This is a genomic window from Shewanella sp. LZH-2, from assembly GCF_016859145.1.
GTDB classification, from domain to species: Bacteria; Pseudomonadota; Gammaproteobacteria; order Enterobacterales; family Shewanellaceae; genus Shewanella; species Shewanella xiamenensis.
The window spans coordinates 2892645-2917117 of record NZ_CP069350.1; the positions used below are offsets into that span (position 1 = coordinate 2892645).

Here is a 24473-nt window from a genome sequence, read left to right on the forward strand (position 1 = left end):
AAACTCCAAAATAGAGGGGGCCTAAATTAAGCCCCCTTTGCACATGTGTTAACGACGTAATTAAACCACTGGACGCGGTATTCTAAAAAGTGCAGCGTAAAGCAATGGGATCACAATCAATGTCAACGCGGTCGCAAATAATAAACCAAACATGATCGTCACCGCCATACTCTTAAAGAACGGATCCATAATCAGCGGTGCAACGCCCAATATCGTTGTAAGCGCGCCCAATACCACTGGACGAGCACGGCTGACCGATGCTTGGATTAATCCTTCTAATGCTGGCGTACCCGCGCGAATTTCACTATCCGCTTGGTCAACCAGCACTATCGCGTTTTTCACCATCATCCCGATTAAGCTCAGGAAACCGAGAATCGCCATAAACTCAAAAGGTGTCTTAAATAACACTAAGCCGACAACGACCCCAATCACGGCTAATGGCACTGTCAGCCATATCACGAGCGGTTGGCGCAGCGCATTGAACATAAACACCACGGCAAGGATCATCGCAGCAAAACCAAAAGGCGCTGATGAAGCTAAACCTTCGTTGGCATCATTTGAAGCTTTATATTCACCATACCATGTTAGGCGATAGCCTGGTGGCAATTTAATGGCTTCAATTTGACCACGCACAGCCGAAAACGCCACGTTTGTCAGCACGCCCGGTGCAGGATCGGCCTGAACTAAGATAGTCGCTTGCCTGTCAATACGACGCACAATCGCATCTTGCCATTCAACAGCAATGTTACTAACCATTTCACTCATGGGAACTTGGCGACCCGCAACAGGACTGTAAACCAGCAGGCTTTCAATCGCCCGCTCAAATCGACGTTCGCTCTCGGGAGCACGCACGACGAGGGGAATTAAGTCATCGCCTTCACGGTATGAGCCAATCGTCGTCCCCGTGAGTAACTGAGCCAACGCCTGATTAAGCTCTACACTTGTCAGCCCCATTTGCTGCACAACCGTTTGATTATACTGTGGCACCAAAACCGGCACTTGCTGACGCCAGTCATCCTGTACGGCAATCAGTTCCGGATTTTGCAACATCACAGCTTTAGCTTGTTCAGCTAGCTCACGTAAGACTTTTGGATCTGGACCACTAAATCCTGCCTCAATTTTCTTACCACCGCCGCGGCCGAGCATAAATTTCCATACCTTGATTGACGCATCAGGATATTGTTCAGAAAGGCCCGTTTGCAGTTTTTCCACCAGCGCAGAGATGTGTTGATAATCGTCCACATCAATTAGCAATTGCCCATAGGCAGGATTACGAGGCTCAGGAGAATAGGTCAGCATAAACCTTAGCCCTCCACCACCGATAAAGCTGGTTATCCCAGTCACCGCAGGCTCTTTGGCAACCTCATTACTGATACGACCAACCACAGAATGGGTGTAGTTAATATCCGTGCCCTGCGGCAAATAAACATCAACAACAAACTGTGGTCTTTGTGATTCAGGCATAAATCCTGGCGGAACCAAACCCATGCTAACTAATGCCAAGACTAACAGGCCGATTAATCCAACGCCGGTCAATTTGCGATGACCAAGCACCCAAATAAGCATCGCACGATAAGATGTAAGAATTTTGCCTTCGCCCTGCTCAGCTGATTGCGGCTTAACATGCAAAAACTGATGACATAATAAAGGTGTAATCGTGACCGCAAATACCCAACTTAGCATCATAGAGTAGAGGATCACCCAAAACAGGGATCCAGCATATTCCCCCATATCACTGGGTGATAAACCAATGGCACTGAATGCGAGAATACCAACTAAGGTTCCGCCTAAGAGTGGCCAAACCGTGGCGTTAACCACATCACTAATCGCCTTTTCACGCGCTTCGCCCTGTTGCAGTTTCACTAATACGCCATCGGTGACCACAATGGCATTGTCGACTAACATCCCGAGCGCAATAATCAGAGCCCCTAAGGAGATGCGCTGCATGGCTATATCATCCATCAGCATGATAATCAGAGTGCCCGCAACCGTCAGCACCAGCACAAAGCCAATAATAAGCCCCGATCTTACCCCCATAAATAGCAAGAGCACGATAAACACAATCACCACGGCGGCGATAAGATTATCCACAAAATTAGCAACCGAGGCCTTTACCGAATCAGATTGCATGGATACCACATTTAGTTCCATGCCAAGAGGACGCTGATTTTCAAGTTCCGCAAGCCGTGCTTTAACCGCATCCCCCATATTAACCACGTTACCGCCGCTAATATTTGAGATCCCTAACCCAATGGCACGTTCGCCATTGTAGGCCATCATCAAACTCATGGGCTCCTTGTAGCCACGAACCACATTGGCCACATCTTTAAGCCGCAATGTTTGACCTTGGCTCCCCACACCAAGTGGCAAATTTTTAAGCGAATCAATACTGTTAACCGCCGCTTTTGGGATAACCGCTAAACGCATATTGCCCGCAGGTAATTCACCGGCCACGGTGACAATATTTTGCTTTTGTAGAACGGTAAAAATTTGCTGGGCGGTCATCCCTAATGACGTCAGGCGCTCCGCGGAAAACTCGAGATAAATTTCTTCCTGACGATTGGCTAAAATGGCTGTTTTTGCCACGCCATCGACTAAGGCCAACTCCTTACTCAAAAAATCAACATAGTCATATAATTGCTTGTCTGAATATCCCTTTCCTGTCACGGCATAAAACAGCGCATAGACATCGGAAAAGTCATCGTTCACCATCGCAGGCCCTGCGCCTTTAGGCAATTGCCTTTGCGCATCAGCGATTTTTCGACGTAATTTATCCCATACTTGATCGAGCTCACCTTTGGAGCGGGCAAACTGTAAGTCAATTTCAACCGTGACCTCGGACATGCCCTGTTTGGAGACGGATTTAATCTCCTTTACTTCTTGCAATGCTTGAACAGCAGACTCGATAACATCCGTCACTTCATCTGCCACTTCCTTAGCGGTCGCCCCCGGATAAGGTGTAATTACCACCGCTTGACGGATCACAAACTCAGGATCTTCAAACCGCCCCAATTGTTGATAACTCAGGTAGCCACCGAGGAGCAGCAAACATATGATCACCCAAACGCTGGTTCGCTTAGCAATCGAATAACGAGCAATATCCATTAATTCGACTCCTCAGCATTCATTGGATGTACCTTCATCCCCTGGGTTAACGCATGAACACCAGCAACCACAATCTTATCGCCAGCACGGAGGCCTTCAGTCACTTGTATTTGACTACCGAGGAGATTACCTACTTTGATTTGCTGTTGGCTAACAGTGCTGTCTTGTCCCACCAACCAAACAAACTGCGAGCCAGTATTTGATGGCACTACCGCATCAATCGGCACCATAATAGATTTGGCCGCGGCTGACGCATCCATCACCGGATACACTTTAGCCGTCATTCCCGGCAGCAAAGGTGCCGACGAGGGGTCATCAAACCCCAACACAACTTGGTAAGTTTGCGAAATAGGATCAGCATCAGCGGCATAGTAACGGTAAGTCAGATTGAAACGTTGATCTGCTAATCCCTCAATTTCAGCAATAGCATGTTGACCACTCGTTGGCTCTAAAAATAACTTACCGGGAACATTGATCATCACCTCTAAATCACGAGGATTATGCACAACATAAATAGGTTGATTGGGCTGCACAGTTGCAAAGTTATTCACCAGTTTTTGGGAGATAATGCCGTCAAAAGGCGCTTTAATTGAAGCATTTTCGAGATCCTGTTGTGCCTTAGAGACCTTATTAGCGGCCAAATCACGCTTCACTTTTAACTGATCTAAATCACTACGAGAAATAGCCTGACTGGTTGAGAATATCTTATTGCCGCGGTCAAAATCAGTTTGCGCTTGAGCATATTCTACCTTGGCCGAATCCAAAGCCGTTTTGAGTTCGGCATTATCTAAACTGGCTAACACTTGCCCACGCTGAACTTTATCTCCTTCCTGAAAGGCCATTGAGGCTAACTTACCCGATAGCTTAAAAGCCAACTCAGCGCGCTGGGCTGAACGAACAACGCCCGTAAAATGAGTTTGTGAAACGCCTTGAGGCTGAAGTGTTGAAATTAAAGCTGGTCTAGAGATATCCGCCGTCATTTGGGGAACACTTTGCTTTTCCCCACAACCACTTAGATTTAAAGCGATCACACCTAAAAAAACTACATACTGAAAACCTTTCAGCCCCTTCATTCCTTGCCCCTTACCCAGTGATTAATTGCAGAGATTTTATTAATCCAACGACAACGTCTTAATGATCGTAAGGACGAGTTTTTACAATTTAATTTTGCTGGTTTAAGTCTATAACTTACTGATATTTTGTAAAGTTACGCTTTAGCATTTTTATTTCAATTAATTAACAACACTGTATTTTGCCGAACCAAGCCTATCATTAATAACAAATCTGACCACAACATCATCCCAAACGATAATCTTGCGTAAATGTTGAAATGCTCGATTTTGATAAAAAGAAATAACACATCGAAAATAGGAACTAAATTGCAATAAAACTCAAATGGCAAGTGCATAAAAGCAGAAAAATTAAGCACGATTCTCCATCTGGCAAATATAATCCTCTAATTCCTGCCCCGGCGTCGGTTCAAAATGGCGGTTAAGCCTTAATAATCCTGTAATACGATCGACCCGAAAGTTGCGAAAATCTTGGCGTAATTCGCACCAGGTCAGCAAGGTCCAAGTGCCGCGCCAAAAATAGATGGCGAGCGGCCGCACTTCGCGCTCGGTCAGGGCTTTATTCACATCTTGATAGAAGAGTTTGACGTACTCACGGCGCTGGGCCGCATTACGCAGCGGATCCAGAAACTGAAACTCGTTGGAATCTAAATAAAAATCCGGCGAAAACATCAAGGATTGATAGGCTTGCAAACGCTTAGGTAGCACGGCTTCCACTTTTATCATCGCCTGACGCGCCGCACTGCCAAGCTCTTTGCCGCCCCATGTTTGCACCATACGCATGCCAACTTGAATCGCCTCTAATTCGGCCTCGTTAAACATCAGTGGCGGCACATTCACTTCGTGGCGCAATAGATAGCCCACGCCCGCCTCCCCTTCAATGGGAATGCCGCTCAAACACAAATCCTGCACATCACGGTATACGGTGCGGGTCGAGACTTCTAAACGATCCGCCAGCTCTTGGGCGGTCGTTAATCGTCGATGTTTAAGAATTTGCACTATTTGAAATAGGCGGTCGGCACGGCGCATGGACAGTAATCACACCTCAAATTGGCTTGGCTGCGAAAGTTAAGGGATCTTACCCGCTAAAGTGGGCCATCCCAAGCGATACTGTATTGGCAAAGCGTTATGGATTCGGCCTACACAATCCCAATATAAATCTCGACCTTATCGGCGCTTCGATACACTTCAAAATCCGTTTGATAATCACGCTGATGCGGGCAATCAGGTGCACTAAAGTAGCGCCAAATCTGTCCCCAAAGATCTACCACACACTGGGGCATTTCCCCTTGTGCACTGAACTTAAGGTAGTTTCCTTCTCGTAGCAGCAACGCCGTAAAAGGGCCAGTTTCATTTACAGACTCAACGCTTTTCCCCACTAAAACCGAATAGTCTCCCGTCATATCCGATTCATAGTCGTAGTAAACCCCATACATGGGAGAATCGAGCATCGCCGTAAGTTGTGATGACTCAAAGAATGTCTGCCAAAGCGCTGCAATCTTGCCGCCCTCAGCCGCCATTTCGGCGTTATTATTGGTGCGCGTACTCAGCCCAAGCATAGGTTGAGCCGCCATAAAAACCTGTTCCATTATCCTTTCACCTTCATCACTGAAATTTGCTGTTGCTTGTTTAAGGCTATCGCGAGACGTTACTGCATATCGCTCTTATCCGCAGAACTGACTGTATCCACTCGAATTAAAGATCGACGTAAACATCAGTACCAAGAGCCGTGCCAAGGCACGACTCTGCAGGGTTTACATTACTGATTTTGCGACCAGAGGCCGACTTTATTGCCTTCGCTATCCACAAACAGCGCGATATAACCACAACTGCCGTCCTTGATAGGCGTCACAGGCAATAACATAGTCACATTGGCGGCCACGAGTTTATCCACTAAAGGTTGCAATTGCGCGCTGAAATGCAGGTATACAGTGCTACCGTCCATCGACGGTTTGCTCATGCTGCATTTAACGAGGCCAATGCTTGGTGCGCCTTCCTCCTCTGTTACCAGCGTCGCGTATTGCATGTCTTCCATATCGTCACGTTTAAATTCAACGCCGAAATGTTGTTGATAAAAAGCGATGGCACGATCCATATCACTGACAGGAATTTCACCCCAGACTAACGGTGCAATTGATAACATTTTCACTTTCTCCTTGTTGAAAAATGCCAATGATTCATCATGTTATAAATGTGGACCACCAGCGGACAACAACAAGAATAAAACAAGGCTACTGACAACATCATGTCAGTAGCCTTTGAGTGAAGCTGATTTTATTGAGTGCACTAAAAGCGCTTATTTAGGTAGGCTCGCCTGATGAGCTGAAATAAACGCCTCCATCGCCTGAGTAGCCCGTGCTTGGGCGCTGGCCAAGGTGTCTTGCGCCGTCATAGGTTCAACCACCTCGTAGTAACACTTGATTTTAGGCTCAGTGCCCGACGGCCGTACTATCACCCGCGCGCCATTTGCTAAGCGGTAAGTTAATACATCACTGGCGGGCAGATTGATTTTCTCGACCTTGCCATCGGCAAAACGGCGCTCTAACGCCTTGAGATCATCAGTCGACACCACGGCATGCTCACCAATTGCCAACGGCGGATGTTCACGCAGATACGCGCCGATATTGGGCGTGTCGGGCTTTAAGGCAATGCTGACTTGGGCATTGAGATGGAAACCCTGCTCGCGGTATATCTGCTCGAGTCTATCCCAAATGGTTTGCCCTTTGGCGGCAAGCTCGGCGGTTAATTGGGCGAAGGCGACGAGAGCTGACAGGCCGTCCTTATCCCACACCATGTTACCGACGGTGTAACCCAGTGCCTCTTCGTAGGCAAACAGGAATTGATTGTCAGGCTGACTCTGCGCAATTCCCACATTCATCAGCCACTTAAAACCGGTGAGCGTGGTATAGCTTTCAACGCCAAAGCCTTTGGCAATTTTAGATAACAAACTAGAAGACACTATGGTGGTGCCCACCAGACGTTGTTCCTTGCTCGCATGGCTTAACAGATAATGACCAAAGAGCACGCCTACTTGGTCACCCGTTAGCATTTGATATTCGCCATCATCTTTGCGTACAGCAACCGCAAATCTATCGGCATCGGGGTCATTGGCACAGGCGAGCATGGTGCCATGCTTTTTCGCTTCGGCGATGACTAAGTCCATCGCGCCCTTTTCTTCCGGATTAGGGAAGTTAACCGTTGGGAAATCTCCATCGGGCTCGCGCTGCGCCGCCACCGAATACACTTGGGTAAAACCCGCATCCTTAAGCACAGTTTCCGCCATTTCAGCGCCCACACCATGCATAGCGGTATAGGCAAGGCTGACTTTTTCGGGCGCAGTGTGATTTTGCAGCACATTAGCGTGCATCACGCCGCGGCGATAGGTTTCGTAATAATCGTCATTAAGCCAAATCAATTTACCGTGCTTGATGGCATCAGCCTGATCCATAAACGGAATTGCTTGGGTTGCCGCCTGCTCAATCTTAGCGGCGATACCTGAGTCATGGGGCGGGATAATCTGCGCGCCGTTTTCCCAATACACTTTGTAGCCATTGTATTGTGGCGGGTTATGGCTGGCAGTCACCACAATGCCCGCAGCGGCATTAAAATGTTTCACCCCAAAGGCCACCAGCGGCGTTGGCGCCACTTTGGAGGTGAGGCGCACTTTAATCCCCATCGCGGTGAGTACACTGGCGGTATCATGGGCGAAAGTGCGTGAATCGTGGCGGCCATCGTAACCAATCACAACCCCGCGCTCGGCGGCATCTTTAATTTGTTCGAGTAGATAGGCACCAAGCCCTGCAGACGTTTGGCGGATAACCAAGCGATTCATGCCCATAGGACCTGCGCCCACCACACCGCGTAATCCGGCGGTACCAAACTCTAACCGTCCAGCAAAACGTGCCTCGAGTTCGGCGTCATTGCCGGCGTCGATTAAGGCTTGCAGTTGTGCCTGAGTGCGGGGATCAGGGTCATTTTCGAGCCAATGCTTAACCTGTAATTGCAGATGAGTATTCATAGGAGCCTCAGTGAAAATCATTTTCAATTACCTTAGGAAAATCCATGCCGAAGAACAAGCAAATTTGCACTTTTCGCGGCGGATTTAAGTGTAAAGAGAGAAAGTGTAACGAAATTAGGAGAAGTTAAGTCACGTAAAGACGCGATTTATTAACCCTGTTAATCCTCATGTAACAGGGGCTGTCGTGCTTGCGCAGCAGCGCGCCGAGGTGCTTCGAAAGCACTCACCACCTCAAGCAAAATTGCACTGATAAATGCCACGAATTGACGTCTTAACGCAGTAAATTAATCGACACTACGTTAGAGAACAGCTCCTTTTCAGAGTCCTGCTCCAATTGATTTCGCCAAGGTTTATCGAAAACCCGCACAAGATAATATGTATCGCGCCCCGTGTCTGTCACAAAGGCGATGCCAAAACGCATCAACTCGTAGTGAATATCATGGACAAACACCAATGAAAAATTTTGGCGTCCGGTCAGCTGATTGATATCTTCTCGAGTTAAACTCACGCCCTTTTCAACACCCTCGAAGCGTTTCTTTAGCCAATGAGCAAATTCCTTCGCACTCACCATAGACATGATCTTTCTCCTCGTACGATCCTCGGCATTAACGGCCTGGTTCGCGGTCATCTGTTCGATTATTTGTAATGATGGCGTGGCGTAATGGCCAACATCTCAGAATGAGCCAAACTGTCGTCCCATTCCGGCAGATAAAGAGCTAAGCCACAAATTTGATGGTGCTAATAATTTATTGTTATTAGTGCAAAATTGATGAAAACAGACTATCTATATTTGGCTCAGTGCGCTGTAAGGCGAACGATTACCCAAGTAGAAAGAAAGCCCGAGCCAAACGACTGTCTATACGAAAAATAGAACAGTTTGCACACTTTTACCAAACCTAAAAACCGCAAATAGAAGTTATTTCATCGGTCAATAACCCAGGCAATCACAACCTATCTTTGAGATGACCGAATAAAAAACTTGCGCACTATGGCGCCAGTTTTAGGTAGAAAAACATTAGCTTACTTCTGCTCGCGCGTCTTCCACAGGGAGAATAATACCCCCGCCAGCAAGAGGCCGAAGGTGACACCAAGGGATAAGGCCGTTGGGATTTTAAAGTCCACAATGCCTTCATGATTAAAGTACACCAGTCCGACTTTTACACCGATAAACACCAATACCACCGATAGCGCATACTTGAGGTACTCGAAACGATGCACCATGGCCGCGAGGGCGAAATACAATGCCCGCAGACCTAAAATCGCAAAGATATTAGAGGTATAGACGATAAAGGGATCTTGGGTAATCGCAAAAATCGCCGGAATACTGTCTACTGCAAACACCAGATCCGCGGTTTCGACTAAGATCAACGCCAAAAACAGAGGCGTTGCCCACCAGCCTTTGCTGAGTTGATGCTCCTCTCCCCTTACCCAAAACTTCTCTTGATGAAGGCTTGGGGTAAAACGCATTTTAGAGCGTAACCATTTGTAAAACTTATTATCTTGGATATCACCATGCTCATCATCGGAAAAGAGCATCTTAATACCGGTGAAAATCAAGAACAGGCCGAATAACACCAACACGCCTTGGTATTGCGCCACCAGCGCCGCGCCTAAGCCAATCATAATGGCACGTAGCACAATAACGCCCATGATCCCCCAGAATAACACTCGGTGTTGATACAGACGGGGAATGCCTAAGCTACTGAAAATAAGCGCGATAACGAAGACGTTATCCATAGATAAGGATTTTTCGATAAGGTAACCCGTGAGGTATTCCATCCCCGCGGTCGAACCCTTGTACCACCATAACCAAGCGCCGAACAACAGACCCATACAGATATAAAAGGCCGATAACTTAAGACTCTCTGCCACGGTAATTTCGTGTTGCTCTTTGTGTAGCACGCCTAAGTCGAAGGCTAACAATGCCAACACAAAGCCAAAAAACATTAACCAAACCCATATCGGGTAACCCACAAATAGCGTGGTAAAAAACTCCATAACACTCCCTAAAACCTAAAAATACCGAGTTTTCTCGGCCACATCGCCATGCTCGATCTTAATACTTAGCGACACCAAAAACAGTGAAACAGGGTAAAAAGTTTAAAATAGCAGATTAAAATTTGTTTAAATCCATACTAAACAGCCAAAACAACTAGTTGCACTAGACCCTATCTTCGGAGCATTTATCGTACTCTTATCAGATTTAAGCCTAGTCCTAACGCTCACGGGATCATCACTACTCACGCCTTAGCCAGCACAAATCGATAGCGTTTGCGCTAACGGTGTGAAAAGCGATCTGTTTGAGCGCACTGTTTAACACTTGAGTATTAAGCGAAAATGAAAAATCCGCGGGCAAGAATGGCCGCTTGAAATAGCGTAAATGGCGTGTGTGATCGCTCACCACAAAGGATAAAAAGGAGATTCGATGGGAAGCGAAAAAACTATTCGCGACCGAGCAGACGACGCGTGACTAATACCACAAGATGCAGTAACAACAAACCACTAAAGGCTGAGCAGAAAAACAGTAAGGTGATGGAGTTGACCTCACGTGGAGTGTCACTGTAGAGATACCACCACAACGGCCAACCGATAAGCGACAGCAACGTCAACTGCCACATGCAGCGTTTGCAGCGGCCAATCTTTTGCCGAAAAATCGAAGTATTACAATCGTCGCACGCCATTAACGTTTTAATCCATTAGCTTACCGTAACGGCATAAGATATCACCAAGTTTGTCCTGTGCTAAATACCGCACTAGAGCGATGCCTTAAGTCGCCTCATACCCTCGTCTATCGACACTAAGGCATGATAACCAAAGTCCCGTTTTGCCGCGCTGATATCGAAGTAATGGCTACAGGAGAGCTGTTTGGCAACAAAGCGGGTCATTATCGGCTCTTCTTGCTTATTCAGCAGTCGATATGTCATTTCTAACACTGCGCCCACCACATAGGCCAGAGTCTGTGGCACGCGCGCGGTCACTGGCGGCAATCCATCACAGGCTAGAATGAGGTTCAGCATCTTGGCCATAGTTACAGGCTCGTCGTTACTGACAAAATAGGCTTTCCCTTGGCACTTAGGCGAGACTTGGCAAAGCTCAACGGCCGCCAGAATGTGGGCATAAGCCGCATTATCGATATAAATGGTATCGACCAGTTTATCTTCACGGCCAACCAGTTTTAACTTTCCTAAACGGCCACGTTCCAGTACCCGCGGCACAAGGTGGGGATCGCCAGGACCCCAAATCAAATGCGGCCGCAGGGCAACGGTCTTTAGCGCATACGCCGATGCAGTTGAAGAGATTTGATTAGCATCGAGCATCATCTTCTCGGCTATCGCCTTGGAGTGAGCATAAAAATTTAAAAAACGGCTGGCGTAGGGCGTCGATTCATCAATACCCGCTTCATCCTCGCCCGCAAAGATCACGCTAGGAGTGCTGGTATAGACTAATTTACTGATTTTAAGCGCTTTGCAAGCAGCAATCACATTAGCTGCGCCCTTCACATTAGGGCAAAAATAGCTGTCTCTGTCGCCCCAGACACCCGCTTTTGAAGCCACATGGAATACGATATCGCAGCCCTGCATCGCCTGTTTGACTTGCTCAGGATTGGCTAAATCCCCTTGAACCATAGTCACGCCAAGAGCTTCAAGCTCAGGATAATGGCCACGGGCAAAGCCTGTCACCTTAATCCCAGCCGCAACCAAACGTAGGCAAATGGCCTTACCCAAAAATCCACCCGCGCCGGTCACAAAGGCATGGTTGACCTTAGCAGCCAAGGCATAAAGCGCGACTTGCTCACGCTTATCGAGACTTAGTTTGCTACATGCTTGGTCACCGCCCACTTGGTTTAGGCCTGTTGGTTGCGACGGCGTACATTCTAAGTCCGTAGGGGCGAGAGAAATGGAACAATTATCGGTCATCTTGCTATTCCGAGACACACAGTGTCGTTTACAGTATTAAGTTCAGCGCTTATATGCAATGGAATAATATTTCATCCCCATGCCACTAAAAAGCAACAGAAAATCTAGACGAGTAAGGTTAAAAGTCCCTTAAATGAACATCAGCCTTTGGTTTGCGATTGCGCCCAAACGGCTAATTTTTCTCTAAATATTTTGGCATTGTGGCGCACATCCACGGGGAAATCGGGATGAATGAGAAAACGTCTAATCCCCTGAGTGTGGCTATACTGCTCGGCAATCGCCATCAGCTCTTGATAGAGCTGCGCGCTCTTATTGCAGACCAAGGATTGGTCAAGCTCGATGCAGATGAGGGGTTCAATCTCACTCGCGCCGCCTTGCCCCTTCACTTTGATCCCCACTAACGCCGAGCGCTTCACATTCGGATGGGTATTAAAAATACGCTCACTCGGAATGGAATAGTAACGTTTAATACACTGCCCGCCTTGGGTGGCATCCACTCTATGGGCTTTGCGGCCACACATCCACAACCAGCCGCTGTCGTCCAGATAGCCAAGGTCGCCCATTCTGTGCCTAAAGGTTTGCTGCTCGCGGTCCCAGATTTTAGCCGCCGTCGTTGCCGTTTCGCGGCGATAATAGGACTGGCTCACCATAGGGCCTGTTACCACTATTTCGCCAATTTCCCCCGCGTTAAGACGCAGGCCATTATCCCACTCAGGGATGTTATCCTCAGTGATGGCGATAATCTCGATGCTGACACCATCGATGGCGCGACCGACACAAATCCCACCACCATTATCTGTGGTTTGAGTCGTGGTCAATAGCTCGTCGCTGGCGATCATGCTGATGGGTAAGGATTCGGTAGCGCCGTAGGAATTGAGTACAGGCACGCCGTCACTGAGCATTTTGCTAAAACGGGCAATCGAGGCAATAGTCGCGGGCGCGCCAGCGGAAATCACGCGTTTCACACTACTGAGTTTATGTTGGCGCTTCGACTCGGTTTGCTCACCGGCGCGGCCTAAACGCTCAAGCAATGCTGGATTGACGAAGATATTGCTGCATTGGTATTTCTCAATAGCGGCAAATAAAAATTCAGGATTGGCCGTAATCGGTTTGCTGGCATCCATCTCAGGCACAATCGATGCCATACCGAGCGCTGGACCAAAGAGGGAAAATAGCGGAAATGTCGCTAAATCACGCTCGCCATGTGCAATGCCATAATCCTGTTTTAGCGCCTGAATTTGCGCCTCAAACATGCCATGGCTATAGACAACGCCTTTCGGCGTCCCCGTGCTGCCGCTGGTAAAGAGAATCGCCGCCATCTCGTCATGCCTAAGCAGCGCCATAGGGTACTCACCCTGTTCTGGCAATTTAGCCACAGATGACTTAGCTGTAGACGACTTAGCTGTTGATAAGAGTATCGACGCTAAACTTGGCGCGCCCGTAAGTAAGCGCGATAGCGTGTCAGCAAGTCCGCTTGGATTACTATCCACATTGATAAGATGCTGCACACTGCCTTTACCCCAGCCTAATAAACGTCTGGCGATATGGGCTTTAGGGATACCGATAAAGGCATCGGGCGCAGCTTCAATAAAACATTGCTTAAGGTTTTTAATGCCCATGCCCGGGTCAACCAGCACGGGAATAATCCCCGCCTTAAATAAGGCGAACGTTAACGCAAAAAAATCCAGACTCGGTGTGACCATCAGCACCGCCTTCATCCCCCGCGTCAGCCCATGGGCATTGAGCGCAAAGGCGATGGCATCGCTTTGTTTATCGAGGCTAATAAAATCGAGTTCTTGGTAAGTCAGATTGGCAAGGGATTTCCCTTTACCCTGTTGCACCGCAACCGCAAGATGATGGGGAATGTGATGAGCGGCTTGCTTTAAATGCCGACAGATATTGGCATCGCTTGCTTGCTCGGCGGTAGATGTCCCATGGCCGAGCTGCGCATCCTCCACTCTAGCCATTAATGTGCGGCCTGTGGCGCTTGAGTCTCTGCCTCAGGCTCTGTGACCGGCACCATTTCAACGTGCTGCACTTCTGCCGCTGGCGTTTGCGCCTCAGCCATAAAGTGTTTGATATGGGTAATCACCTCATCGCTCGCATCTTCGAGGATATAGTGACCACAATCGGCAAATTCATGCACCTGTGCATGGGGCATATGTTCGCGCCATTTGGCTAAAAAGTGCTTATCGAACACAAAGTCCTGTAAACCCCAGCAAATCAGTGTCGGCACCTTGGCAAACTTTGGCAGGCTAGAAGCGATATCCGACACTAGCTGATAGTTTCTGTCACCCGGTTTTAGCGGAATATCCTGCACAAAACGCAAGGTCGAAATGCGATTCGCCCAGGAGTTAAACGGCGCAACATAGGCCTCGCGGATGTACTTTGACATCGGCTGACGCTTTACCCCAACGTAGGAGGCAATCGATGAAAAGGCATTAAAACCACGCACTAATACGGTGCCAAGCAGTGTATTACGGCAGATCCACAGCGCCAGCGGTAAGGGTTTAGTTTCGGGTAAATGGAAGGCGCCAGTATTTAAAATCACCAGACGTTTAATTCGCTCAGGGTAACGCGCCGCGTAGCCCATGCCGATCATGCCGCCCCAGTCGTGGACGACTAAGGTAATGTTTTCTTTTACCTTTAGGCTGTCGAGCAGCGCCTCTAAATCATCAATGCGATTCTTAAGGGTGTAATCGTAACCGCTGTCATCCGGCTTATCCGACAGGCCACAACCAATATGGTCGGGCACGATACACTGGTGTGTATCCTTAAGGGCGCTCACGAGATTACGGTAATAAAAACTCCAACTTGGATTACCGTGCACCATGACCACAGGCTCACCTTGGCCTTCATTGATGTAATGCAGCTTGTTGCCATTACGGCTTAGAAAATGACGTTTAAACGGCAACAGAGTGTCTAACATGACGCTTCCTATCTTTTGTTCTAATTGTTTTTGTATTGGTAGCCTGTGCTGGCAAATTCGCCTTCACCTATGCTCATCGCTAAACCAATAAGCATAAAAATGCCCTAGCAAACCTTGCTCTCAAGCGTCGGCTAAGGCAGATAACAATCTTGGAAAACTACCACTTAATACCCAGCATCATGCAGTTCAAACCACTGCCGATACCTAAAAAGCTCACCTGATCCCCTGGGCGTAAAAAGCCTTGATCGTGTGCCATGGCCGCAGTGACGGGTAAAGAGACTGTGCCCATATTGCCGAGCAGTTGATATGTTGGAAATTCTTTTTCAGGTGGAATATTTAACGCACTCAAGACCTGTTTACGGTTTGAAGCGCCGACCTGATGACAGATTACTTTGTCAACCTGCTCGACCAACCAATTCCGCTGGGCGAGGAAATGCTCCCACGTATGCTTTGCCAGCTCGACCCCTTCTTTGAGTAAGGTCACCGCATCGGTACGCATAAACTCACGGTAAATATTGTGACCAACTTCCTGCAAACCCCACTGACACAGTTGATGGTGCTGCGGCGCAGATAAATGGGAGGCGCCAAGTAACTGATGCTTACGCACGTTCGTCAGCGGCAAACTGCCATCGGTCAGGATCACCGCCACCGCGCCAGAGCCGCCAGTTAAGGTCGCCAGCGACTGAGCAAAATTCTGCATGGTCGGATCGGCCAACATATTATCAATGGTCACATCAACAATATCCCGCGCCGATTCACAGGACACCACCATGCCCGCCTTAATTTGACCAAGCTCGATACGGTTGGCAATGTCTAAAATGCCCGACAACACCCCAAGACAGGCATTGCTGATATCGTAAATCGCCGTGTCCTTCGACACACCTAAGGCCGCCGCAATCCGACAGGCGGTGGCGGGTTCGTGCTGGTCACGGCAAACGCCGGTATACACCACAGCGCCCAGCTCGGCGACTTCTATTCCCGTTTCTGCAATCGCCTTGTGCGCCGCTTTAATCGCTCCATCGGATAATTGATGCCCTTTGGGCCACCAACGGCGTTCGGTAATGCCCGTTAACGCCGCAAGTTGCCCCATGGGAATGCGAAATTTTTGATATAGAGGCGCGAGGCGAGATTCTAGCTCACTACTGGAAACCACCACAGGTGCCAGTTCATAGGCAAGGCTATTAATAAATACGCGGGAATATTTCATGAAACTGTTTTATTCGCTCACTAGGATCACTGATCTTTTAGGTCAGTTTTTAGTTGTTATGTGTCATTAAGGCGACATTTGAACAAGAAAAGCCCGATGATTCAATAAAAAACCATCTTTCGCCTTAGACTTGTCTCACAGGGTTTATAAACCCTTGTGACGATCATGCCGCCAATCCGTTAATTCAAAATGAACTAATAAAGAAATACTTTATAAAAAACAGTCAGGTATAACATTAAATAGTAGATTGTTTTTTACTCGCTCAATTTTTGCGCCAAAATAAGCGCATTTCTGGGTGTCACACTGTTTGCACAAAATTCCCTCAGGGTCACCCGATAGCCACTTTCCTGCAAAAAGCAGCAACGATCGAGAATTAACCACAGCTCCAGCGCACGGCGGAATAAATGCGCCGCCAAATCGATGCGTCGGGTTAACCTTTGTCGCTGCTTTCCTATCTCGAGCCAAGCGTCAAAATTACAATCTGCGGCTAAGGTTACCGCCTTTTGCGCCGCCGCCCAATGGCAAAACTCGGCAAACTCACCACTCAGCTGACTTTGCTTTATTGCGGGTAAAGGTAAATAAGCATCTATGCCACGACAGCTTCGCTGCAACGCATCAAAACCGAGCCGCCAGGCGATTTCCTGATGCCGCAGCGCCTGTTGTTTCGGATTTGCAATCACGCTCTGTTGTAAAGGCAATTGCAAGTCATGGCGACTTAAATGTAGAGCGCTGTGTTTGGCGAGTGTCGATAAGCCTTGATATTGATTAGCTTGAATTAAATGATAGCAGCAAGGTGAAATCGCCAGAGCCTGGGTGCCCGCCGCTGCGGCTAATTGCAGTAAACGCACATGCAAATCGCCACAGGCATGCAACGCCACCGCCTGTTGCTGGGCGCGAAAAGGATTGGTTTGATGAGTGGAATTTTCGCAAGCATTACCTTCGATAGCGAAGGCATCAGCACAGATAAATCGCTGTGATAATTGCCATTTATCAGCAAAGGCTTGGCCCTCTTCACAGAGCATCGCCTGCCACTCGAGGCTTAACACATCCACACCACGTGCTTTGGCTATTAAGCGGCCTAAATGGCCTTTGCCCGCACACCACTCCAGCACGGGTAATCCCGCATCGGGCAAATGCTGCACAAAGGCGGTAATTTGTTCCCACTTACGGCCTTTAATATGGGCACTAAAGTGAGCCAGCTCAGCAAGATCAATGTTCGGTGAAGTCGCTGTTTCAATATCGTCAGAGCCAATATCAGCGGCAATATCAGAGCCAAGCGAAAGTTCGGCAAAGGACAATGTGAGTAAAGCCAGATCCCACTCGAGTCCTAACGCGGCAAGATCCTGCTTAAGTGCGGGAGATAAGGCATCGACTAACGCCGATTGCTCGGCATCCAAAGTATCGAGCACGGCATCATCAAGCGTCCAAAGGGTTGTCGCTAAGGTCGGAAATTGCGCCGCCCAAGGCAGTGCTTTTGCCTCAAAGGCGCGCACTTGCCACAGGGAACTGCCCTGCTCAAGTAGCTTATCCAATTGGATAAAGTGCGCCCTGAGCCTGTTCTGACTCTCGGATATATCCCTTACGTGCTTATGATTATCGAGCTTAATTGCCATACTAAATTTGCTTTACTCTGATGTGTTCCATTTGGCTCTCTTATTGGCCTTAGCCGCCAAGCCTTCACAACAGCACTGTTTTTAAAACCAGTTTGCAAACTATTTTGAAAACTTTGCCGTCAGTTTGTAAACGATGCCATCATTAAGCCTTTACGAATATTAAGGCGCATTTCATCTTAATTTCGCTGCCCAAATGTCGACTAAAGCTGCTAGTATCGCCGCAGTTTTGGTCAACTTGCTATACCAGTTGGCAATCCATGTGTGTGTATACACAAAAAAGCCAGTTAAAGAGAAGAGTTTTAGAGGAAAAGTATGCTCTCCCCCTGCGTCGCTCGCTGCGGCTTAAATGATGAAGATTATTGCATGGGCTGTTTTCGCCATATCGATGAGATTGTCGCTTGGCGCAATGCCAGCGATGCTGAACACACAGCGATTATTGCGCAGCTCCCTGCCCGCAAAGCCCATTTCGAAGGCGAAGAAAACCAACAGGTGCTAAGCCGCGCTAAATGGCTGGAAGCCGAGGCACGACTTGCGAAAAAAGCCTGAAATTTCAGGCTTTTTACTTTTATCGCTACTTTTTCATCATCGCTTTTAAATCGGCAAAGGGATTATAGGTCGCCGCCGCTTGCTTGGTTTCGGTGGTACTGCCGTAGCGGATCAGTTCTTCGAAGCGTGAATGTTCGTTATCGTGGCAATAGAGGCACAATAATTCCCAATTCGAGCCGTCGGATGGGTTGTTGTCGTGGTTGTGATCTCTATGGTGAACCGTCAACTCGCTTAAATTTTTTGAGGTAAATTCGCGGGTACAGCGGCCACAGATCCAAGGATACAATTTGAGCGCCTGCTCGCGGTAGCCACCCTCACGCTTTGCGCGGTATTCCCGCTCTTGGGCTAAGACTTGATCTAACTTACTCTGGCCTGGATTTGCTGACATGCTCACACCTAACTAATGACCCCTAAAAAAGTGCCCCAAGGATAATCCGAGTTATTCCTTGGGGCAATATTTCTAACACGCGAAGCGTTTAGGCGACATGTCCTTGGTCAGCATTGGACAAGTGCAAATAGTGCAGGTATTTCTCGTATTGGGTGACCACATCCGCCAATAGCTGCTCTTCGGTATAGCCCATCACATCATAGTGCTGGCCGCCCTGCTCTAAGTACACTTCGGCACGATAATACCAGTTGTTGCCCTGCTCTAACTCTTCACCGACCGGATTAACGATTTCAAAGCAGCGCATCCGCACACCGTATACGAAGGGTTGATAGGCTTCGTTGCTGATCACCAATCGCACTTTGCCGTCGAGATACTCAAGATCCGCCGTCAGGCCCTTACTCATAAATTGCTGACACACCTTAGATAACGCTGGTGTCGCGACATTATTGAGGAAGACACGCGCCTCATCTTCGGTGGGATGCGACACTAAGACTTCGATACGCTCCTCCCAGCTGATATTGGTCTTAGCATATTGCACACTGGTGGTATGGAGCTGCACACTGTTGATCTTCAGCCAATCGTCCTTAAGCGCCTTATACAGCCCTAAACACATCAGCAACATCACGCATAAAAATGGCATCGCACTGGCAATAGCGGCGGTTTGGAGTGCCTGTAAGCCACCCGCAAGCAGCAGCACCGAGGCCACCACACCCTGGAGTAATGCCCAAAACACCCGTTGCCAAACGGGCGCATTGTTATCGCCCCCCGAGGTCAGGTTGTCGATCACTAAGGAACCGGAGTCAGATGAAGTCACAAAAAAGGTCACCACTAAACAAATCCCAATGCCCGATAACAGGTGCGGGTACGGCATATGTTCAAAAAACACAAACAGCGCCACGGGAACATTGGTATTCACCGCTTCGCTTAGGTAGGTCGCGCCTTGATTCATAATAGCGTCGATGGCCGAGTTACCAAATACCGTCATCCATAAAAAGGTCAGCGCCGAAGGCACAAATAAAATGCCGACTAAAAACTCACGTATGGTACGGCCGCGACTCACCCGCGCAATAAAAGTGCCGACAAAAGGTGACCACGAAATCCACCAGCCCCAGTAGAGTAGCGTCCAACCACCTAGCCAGTCTTCCTTATGCTGATAGGCATACAGATTAAAGGTTTTATTAACGATATCACTGAGATAACTACCAGTATTTTGCACAAAGGCCTGTAGCAACATTACCGTTGGGCCAAGGATTAACACAATCAGCAGCAGGATAAGGGCCAAGCCTAAGTTAAGCTCACTTAAGCGCTTCACCCCTTTATCAAGTCCCGAAAATACCGACAGAGTGGCGAGCAAGGTAATGCCAATAATCAGCGACACTTGCACCGTGGTGTTATTAGGTAACTGCTCGAATAAATAGCTTAGGCCCGAGTTAACCTGCAACACCCCAAACCCGAGGGAGGTCGCTACCCCAAACATAGTCCCTAATACTGCAAAGGTATCTACGCAGTGGCCAATAGGGCCATGAATGCGCTCACCAATTAATGGATAGAGTGCGCTGCGGGGTAACAAGGGCAACTTATGCCGATAGGCAAAATAGGCCAAACTCAGGGCAACCACCCCGTAAATCGCCCAGGCATGTATGCCCCAATGGAAGAAGGTGATCTTCATAGCTTCTTTGGCGGCCGCCAAGGTCTCAGGCGTTGCATCGGGCGGCGCTAAGTAATGCATTACGGGTTCGGCGACGCCGAAGAACATCAACCCAATCCCCATCCCCGCCGAAAACAGCATGGCAATCCAGCTCTTATAGCTATAGTCGGGCACGGCATGATCGGGGCCAAGCTTAATATCGCCAAAGCGACTGACCATAACAAAGATGATAAAAATCAGAAAAATCGCTACACCAAGGATATACAACCAGCCCGCTTTCGCCTCTAGCCACGACTGCATGGATTTGAAAAAGTGATTGGCCTCGGTGGGCCAAATGGCGCAGATCATCACCATTAATGTGATAAAAAAGACCGACGAATAAAAAACCGGTGGATTAATACTCGACTTGATAGACATAAAACTCCCTTGTTCTAGCCAGTTCCCTATTAACATCCCTTCGATGTTGAAGAGATAGCACAATAATCGGTAACCCTAGCCTCAGCAGTATGTGGTCAGGATGAAATAGGCATAAATAATCCATGACAAGGGCTCGCGGTCGGCAATACCTTGTGATGTCATACTCATATTGATAAAGCTTCCCCACTTTCCCGTTTGCTCGACGCTTTTGCTTAATAGTAAAGTCGGCAAACTGTTGACTCGATATACAGCTAAACCGCTGCTAATGCCCTTTTAGAACCAGCCGCCCTCTTAAAGACAGCGAGCATCAACACCATGCGACCGGATCGCAGGGTTCAACCTCAATGGCGACATAATGCATATAAGCGGTTCGATATTCGTGATATCGAGGATGAGGAATGCAAAGCGCGATTAGCGGTTAACGGTTAACCCGTATCAAATATCGACTCGGCCTTGCATAAGCTCTATTAACAGACGTTCTAACAGGGACCACACGCTGTCGAACAAAACCGCCCAATAGAGACACAGATAATGCTAAACAGCTACCGCTGAATCAGCATAAAAAATGGCGACCTATTAAGTCGCCATCGGATTGTATCACAAAAATGCCTCTATTTGACGTAAAAAACCAAAACAGCTCTATTCAGCTTTAGTTTTTACCGTTGCCGCGCCCGGCGTTTGTGAGATACCCGCCGTTAAATTAAAGCGCATCGCCTCTTCAAAAGACCAGTCGACTAAAATCAAATCTTCACGTTTGACGAGGCTAGTCACCCCCGCCATTTGGTAACTGAGTTGGAATAACACAGGCACCCAATCCCCTTCGGGTAAAGCATCGAGCAACGGCTGCGGCGGCGTATCCGTCATAATAAAGCCCACCACAAACCCGCCATTGGCCTGTTTAACCAACACAGTTTGCTGAGTATTGGGTTTGCCCTCACGGTTCATTAAGGAAGCGATATCACGAATACTGCCATAGACAGATTTAAACAGCGGAAAACGCATCAGCTGACGTTCAATCCAGCCATAGAGCCACACAATGGGACTCACCGAAAACAGCAGGCCCACCGCAAACACTATGGCCACGACTAAGATAAAGCCCGCGCCGACAAAATGTTGGTTAATCCCTACCAACTCTAAAATAAAAATCCCTAAACCATCTAACGATACAAACAATGACCAAAACAACCACAGGCTTAACGCCATCGGCAGCAGGTTCATCAAGCCACGGGCTAAGGTTTTCTTCATTACAATCTCATCAAATCCAATGGGATAAAAATAGGCATAAATTATTTACGCTAAAAAGCGCGTTAAATGCTACCACAGAGTCACTTTTGCACCAGCACTTGATGTAAGGTAAGGCGCATAGAAAACCAATAACAAACCGCTACGGCATCGAGGGAAAGAATATGCGCGTGACCCGCCTAGACCATTTAGTGTTAACTGTGAAAGATATCGAGGCCAGCGTCGACTTTTATCAACGCGTGTTAGGGATGAAAAAGTCCGTATTTGGTCAGGGCCGAATCGCCTTAAGTTTTGGCGATCAAAAAATCAATCTTCACCAAGCAGGCGCCGAATTTGAACCTAAGGCAAACCTTGCTACGCCCGGCAGCGCCGATCTCTGTTTTGTGGTCAGCCACAATATCGAAGAAGTGATCAACCACTTAAACAGCCTTGAAGTTGCGATTATTGAAGGCCCAGTACTGCGCACTGGTGCCACAGGTCGCATCAACTCCGTCTATATCCGCGATCCCGATTTGAATCTATTGGAATTATCCGAATATCTGCCGGCCTGCACGCAGTAGCGTCTAATCCAATCATATTTAATCGGCACGAATAACCTTATTTCAGAATAGAAATACTATAACATATTGTTTTACAAAAATAAATTTCAGCAATAGCTAGCTAATAAAGTCAACAATGAACGGAATGATAAGATGATAACAATACCCATCCTAGGTTTGCTTGAAGTTGATCCCTATGATGGCTGGCTTAAAAGCCAACCCATTGAGATCAATGCGCTAAGCGGTAAATTTGAGTTTATCTTAGAAGAGTACGAAACCGACCCACAGGTGGAGGATTTTCATACTGCGGTACAACATTTTCTCGCCCTAGACCATACCGCACTCGAGCAAGCTCAGGACGCGATTTACCAATATTATCAAGATTGCTGCACATACATTACGCCTGCGAGCGAAGAATATATTGATATTCCTAACCCAAACCAAGTATGGCGCCATATTGAGTTTGGCGACGAATTAATGGTGTCACGCCGCGCCCATGGGGATAACGCCGTGTATATCTCCCTTACTTGCCACTGCGATTGGGAGCCCGAGCACGGTTTACAAATCGTGTTTAAACAAGGATCAACCATCAATAAAATTGGGGCTTTTGATGGACACCTTTCCCACGCAGATGCCTATGACGATCCTAGATTCGAAGACATGGTCTATGTGCCGTGTTGCAGATAAATTCAGATCGTTTATCAGATCGTTTATCTGATTATCTATCTGATTTATAATATTTTTCATTTATAACGCTAGGCAAGTAACATAATACTCGGCTGAGCATCAATTTATATAGGCTAATGTTTTGAAAGGAAAAGTTGTCTCATACCTTGCCGCTAAAAAGTATGGGTTTATCCAAGGCGATGATGGTGAAAGCTATTTTTTGCATTTTTCTGAACTATTAGACAAGAAAGATGAAGGCAAGTTAGTCAAAGGCAGAATGGTCCATTTTGATCCAACGCCCACACCTAAAGGCCTAGCCGCCAAAGCGATCAGTTTGCCCGAAGTCTTTATCAGGGAGCGATTAGTTGACTTTTTTACCACTAAAGACCGCCACCCTAAAAACGGCACAGTGCTTGTTAGCTATCCCATTACGACCCGCTTTTTTAAAGACCCCAGCGAAGGAAGACGTCATTTAGAACAGCTTGCAAAGCATTGTGGATGCAATGCAGTACTGAATGTCAGCTTTGAGAAAGACACTTTCTCAAAAGGAAATTATCGCTATACGGTACACGCCTTCAAAGGTGAACTCGCCCTTGTGGCTGACAAAGTCCCCGCTGACTCCCAAGAACTCGTAATCACCTCGGCAGAGTTACTCGAAAAACGAAAAGCAGATGTAGAGCAGGCAGTTAAACAAATGAGTGAAGCCGAAAATTTAGCACGACAAAAGCAGTTATCTGGCTGTCTAGGCACCCTAGCCATGATCACGCTGATACCGCTCGCACTGGTGCTCAGTGCTATAGCGGTTTTTCCTGCTTAGCGAGTTTAAAACAAGTCGATAGTGTTATTTATTAAAGAATATATGGACGGATTTATAACCCATGATAACTGGCTTAAACTGACCACCGTGTTTGGCAAGCTATTTCACTGTTGCTTCCCCAGTGACACGCCATAAACTCATCCCTGAGGGCTCGACGGCGGCATCCATGCCGCCAACGGTCACAGTTGCAACAATGACAATCTTTACGACCATTGAACTGTTCATCTAGCTAAAAACTTTTTGCCCCCATTCTGTGTTTAGGCTCATTAGCTCAACCGAAAATTCCCACTCCTGCTGCCATACAAATTCTTATCTAGTTACCTATGTTTGGTCCTTTTGAATGATTTTAAG

At 47.7% G+C, this 24473-nt stretch carries 21 protein-coding genes; 4 read left to right on the forward strand and 17 right to left on the reverse strand.

Going from position 1 to position 24473, the window contains the following annotated elements; genetic code table 11:
• Positions 1-60: 60 nt before the first annotated feature.
• From JM642_RS12850 to JM642_RS12915, 14 genes are all read right to left on the reverse strand, one after another.
• On the reverse strand, positions 61-3105 hold the full coding sequence (locus JM642_RS12850; protein ID WP_203431915.1) for an efflux RND transporter permease subunit: 3045 nt from the start codon (positions 3103-3105) through the stop codon (positions 61-63).
• Positions 3105-4178, reverse strand: a complete 1074-nt coding sequence (locus JM642_RS12855) for an efflux RND transporter periplasmic adaptor subunit (RefSeq protein ID WP_203431916.1) — start codon at positions 4176-4178, stop codon at positions 3105-3107. The genes JM642_RS12850 and JM642_RS12855 overlap by 1 nt, the downstream gene beginning before the upstream one ends.
• A gap of 348 nt (positions 4179-4526) precedes the next feature.
• On the reverse strand, positions 4527-5204 hold the full coding sequence (locus JM642_RS12860; protein ID WP_203431917.1) for a YafY family protein: 678 nt from the start codon (positions 5202-5204) through the stop codon (positions 4527-4529).
• A 110-nt stretch (positions 5205-5314) separates the two neighbouring features.
• On the reverse strand, positions 5315-5764 hold the full coding sequence (locus tag JM642_RS12865; RefSeq protein ID WP_203431918.1) for a GyrI-like domain-containing protein: 450 nt from the start codon (positions 5762-5764) through the stop codon (positions 5315-5317).
• Between the two features lie 170 nt (positions 5765-5934).
• The gene (locus tag JM642_RS12870; RefSeq protein WP_203431919.1) at positions 5935-6318 is read right to left on the reverse strand and encodes a VOC family protein; all 384 of its coding nucleotides are present in this window, start codon (positions 6316-6318) and stop codon (positions 5935-5937) included.
• 153 nt (positions 6319-6471) lie between these two features.
• Positions 6472-8193: a phospho-sugar mutase gene (locus JM642_RS12875; protein WP_203431920.1), complete on the reverse strand. Its 1722-nt coding sequence runs from the start codon at positions 8191-8193 to the stop codon at positions 6472-6474.
• Positions 8194-8464: 271 nt separating this feature from the next.
• A complete protein-coding gene (locus tag JM642_RS12880) occupies positions 8465-8770 on the reverse strand; it encodes a hypothetical protein (protein ID WP_055646780.1) in 306 nt (101 codons plus the stop codon).
• Positions 8771-9213: 443 nt separating this feature from the next.
• A complete protein-coding gene (locus tag JM642_RS12885) occupies positions 9214-10191 on the reverse strand; it encodes a TerC family protein (RefSeq protein WP_037417025.1) in 978 nt (325 codons plus the stop codon).
• Positions 10192-10634: 443 nt separating this feature from the next.
• On the reverse strand, positions 10635-10874 hold the full coding sequence (locus JM642_RS12890; protein ID WP_203431921.1) for a DUF3624 domain-containing protein: 240 nt from the start codon (positions 10872-10874) through the stop codon (positions 10635-10637).
• Between the two features lie 72 nt (positions 10875-10946).
• Positions 10947-12110, reverse strand: a complete 1164-nt coding sequence (gene oleD, locus JM642_RS12895) for a 2-alkyl-3-oxoalkanoate reductase (RefSeq protein WP_239000442.1) — start codon at positions 12108-12110, stop codon at positions 10947-10949.
• Between the two features lie 140 nt (positions 12111-12250).
• The gene (gene oleC, locus JM642_RS12900; protein WP_203431922.1) at positions 12251-14077 is read right to left on the reverse strand and encodes an olefin beta-lactone synthetase; all 1827 of its coding nucleotides are present in this window, start codon (positions 14075-14077) and stop codon (positions 12251-12253) included.
• Positions 14077-15039 (reverse strand): alpha/beta fold hydrolase, encoded by a 963-nt coding sequence (locus JM642_RS12905; protein ID WP_172587489.1) that lies wholly within the window; start codon positions 15037-15039, stop codon positions 14077-14079. Before JM642_RS12905 ends, oleC begins: the two co-directional genes overlap by 1 nt.
• 157 nt (positions 15040-15196) lie before the next feature.
• Positions 15197-16246 carry a 3-oxoacyl-ACP synthase III gene (locus JM642_RS12910; RefSeq protein WP_011717598.1) on the reverse strand — a complete coding sequence of 350 codons (1050 nt, stop codon included), beginning with the start codon at positions 16244-16246 and terminating at the stop codon, positions 15197-15199.
• Between the two features lie 254 nt (positions 16247-16500).
• A complete protein-coding gene (locus JM642_RS12915; RefSeq protein WP_203431923.1) occupies positions 16501-17859 on the reverse strand; it encodes a methyltransferase in 1359 nt (452 codons plus the stop codon).
• Positions 17860-18171: 312 nt separating this feature from the next.
• Here JM642_RS12915 and JM642_RS12920 point away from each other — a divergent pair, with 312 nt between their 5' ends.
• Complete coding sequence (locus JM642_RS12920; RefSeq protein WP_203431924.1) at positions 18172-18405, forward strand: DUF1289 domain-containing protein; 234 nt, start codon at positions 18172-18174, stop codon at positions 18403-18405.
• Between the two features lie 25 nt (positions 18406-18430).
• Here the strand turns inward: JM642_RS12920 and JM642_RS12925 are convergent, their stop codons facing one another.
• The 3 genes from JM642_RS12925 to JM642_RS12935 form a co-directional block, all read right to left on the reverse strand.
• Positions 18431-18793 carry a YajD family HNH nuclease gene (locus tag JM642_RS12925; protein WP_011717601.1) on the reverse strand — a complete coding sequence of 121 codons (363 nt, stop codon included), beginning with the start codon at positions 18791-18793 and terminating at the stop codon, positions 18431-18433.
• Positions 18794-18881: 88 nt separating this feature from the next.
• On the reverse strand, positions 18882-20858 hold the full coding sequence (locus JM642_RS12930; RefSeq protein WP_172588884.1) for a BCCT family transporter: 1977 nt from the start codon (positions 20856-20858) through the stop codon (positions 18882-18884).
• 639 nt (positions 20859-21497) lie between these two features.
• Positions 21498-22103 (reverse strand): DUF502 domain-containing protein, encoded by a 606-nt coding sequence (locus JM642_RS12935; RefSeq protein WP_011717603.1) that lies wholly within the window; start codon positions 22101-22103, stop codon positions 21498-21500.
• A 161-nt stretch (positions 22104-22264) separates the two neighbouring features.
• On the opposite strand from JM642_RS12935, the gene JM642_RS12940 reads away from it, so the two are divergent.
• From JM642_RS12940 to JM642_RS12950, 3 genes are all read left to right on the forward strand, one after another.
• Complete coding sequence (locus JM642_RS12940) at positions 22265-22660, forward strand: VOC family protein (protein ID WP_037417001.1); 396 nt, start codon at positions 22265-22267, stop codon at positions 22658-22660.
• Positions 22661-22792: 132 nt separating this feature from the next.
• On the forward strand, positions 22793-23326 hold the full coding sequence (locus tag JM642_RS12945) for a hypothetical protein (RefSeq protein WP_050991394.1): 534 nt from the start codon (positions 22793-22795) through the stop codon (positions 23324-23326).
• Positions 23327-23447: 121 nt separating this feature from the next.
• A complete protein-coding gene (locus JM642_RS12950) occupies positions 23448-24122 on the forward strand; it encodes a cold shock domain-containing protein (RefSeq protein WP_203431925.1) in 675 nt (224 codons plus the stop codon).
• The last annotated feature ends 351 nt before the right edge of the window (positions 24123-24473 follow it).

Bases quoted from the DNA above. Each gene is read 5' to 3' on its own strand.
- JM642_RS12865 (WP_203431918.1), bottom strand. From the start codon at position 5,764: ATGGAACAGGTTTTTATGGCGGCTCAACCTATGCTTGGGCTGAGTACG.
- JM642_RS12945 (WP_050991394.1), top strand. From the start codon at position 22,793: ATGATAACAATACCCATCCTAGGTTTGCTTGAAGTTGATCCCTATGAT.
- JM642_RS12850 (WP_203431915.1), bottom strand. From the start codon at position 3,105: ATGGATATTGCTCGTTATTCGATTGCTAAGCGAACCAGCGTTTGGGTG.
- JM642_RS12885 (WP_037417025.1), bottom strand. From the start codon at position 10,191: ATGGAGTTTTTTACCACGCTATTTGTGGGTTACCCGATATGGGTTTGG.
- JM642_RS12875 (WP_203431920.1), bottom strand. From the start codon at position 8,193: ATGAATACTCATCTGCAATTACAGGTTAAGCATTGGCTCGAAAATGAC.
- JM642_RS12880 (WP_055646780.1), bottom strand. From the start codon at position 8,770: ATGTCTATGGTGAGTGCGAAGGAATTTGCTCATTGGCTAAAGAAACGC.
- oleC (WP_203431922.1), bottom strand. From the start codon at position 14,077: ATGGCTAGAGTGGAGGATGCGCAGCTCGGCCATGGGACATCTACCGCC.
- oleD (WP_239000442.1), bottom strand. From the start codon at position 12,110: ATGACCGATAATTGTTCCATTTCTCTCGCCCCTACGGACTTAGAATGT.
- JM642_RS12930 (WP_172588884.1), bottom strand. From the start codon at position 20,858: ATGTCTATCAAGTCGAGTATTAATCCACCGGTTTTTTATTCGTCGGTC.
- JM642_RS12940 (WP_037417001.1), top strand. From the start codon at position 22,265: ATGCGCGTGACCCGCCTAGACCATTTAGTGTTAACTGTGAAAGATATC.
- JM642_RS12860 (WP_203431917.1), bottom strand. From the start codon at position 5,204: ATGCGCCGTGCCGACCGCCTATTTCAAATAGTGCAAATTCTTAAACAT.
- JM642_RS12855 (WP_203431916.1), bottom strand. From the start codon at position 4,178: ATGAAGGGGCTGAAAGGTTTTCAGTATGTAGTTTTTTTAGGTGTGATC.
- JM642_RS12920 (WP_203431924.1), top strand. From the start codon at position 18,172: ATGCTCTCCCCCTGCGTCGCTCGCTGCGGCTTAAATGATGAAGATTAT.
- JM642_RS12915 (WP_203431923.1), bottom strand. From the start codon at position 17,859: ATGGCAATTAAGCTCGATAATCATAAGCACGTAAGGGATATATCCGAG.
- JM642_RS12935 (WP_011717603.1), bottom strand. From the start codon at position 22,103: ATGAAGAAAACCTTAGCCCGTGGCTTGATGAACCTGCTGCCGATGGCG.
- JM642_RS12890 (WP_203431921.1), bottom strand. From the start codon at position 10,874: ATGGCGTGCGACGATTGTAATACTTCGATTTTTCGGCAAAAGATTGGC.
- JM642_RS12870 (WP_203431919.1), bottom strand. From the start codon at position 6,318: ATGTTATCAATTGCACCGTTAGTCTGGGGTGAAATTCCTGTCAGTGAT.
- JM642_RS12905 (WP_172587489.1), bottom strand. From the start codon at position 15,039: ATGTTAGACACTCTGTTGCCGTTTAAACGTCATTTTCTAAGCCGTAAT.
- JM642_RS12925 (WP_011717601.1), bottom strand. From the start codon at position 18,793: ATGTCAGCAAATCCAGGCCAGAGTAAGTTAGATCAAGTCTTAGCCCAA.
- JM642_RS12910 (WP_011717598.1), bottom strand. From the start codon at position 16,246: ATGAAATATTCCCGCGTATTTATTAATAGCCTTGCCTATGAACTGGCA.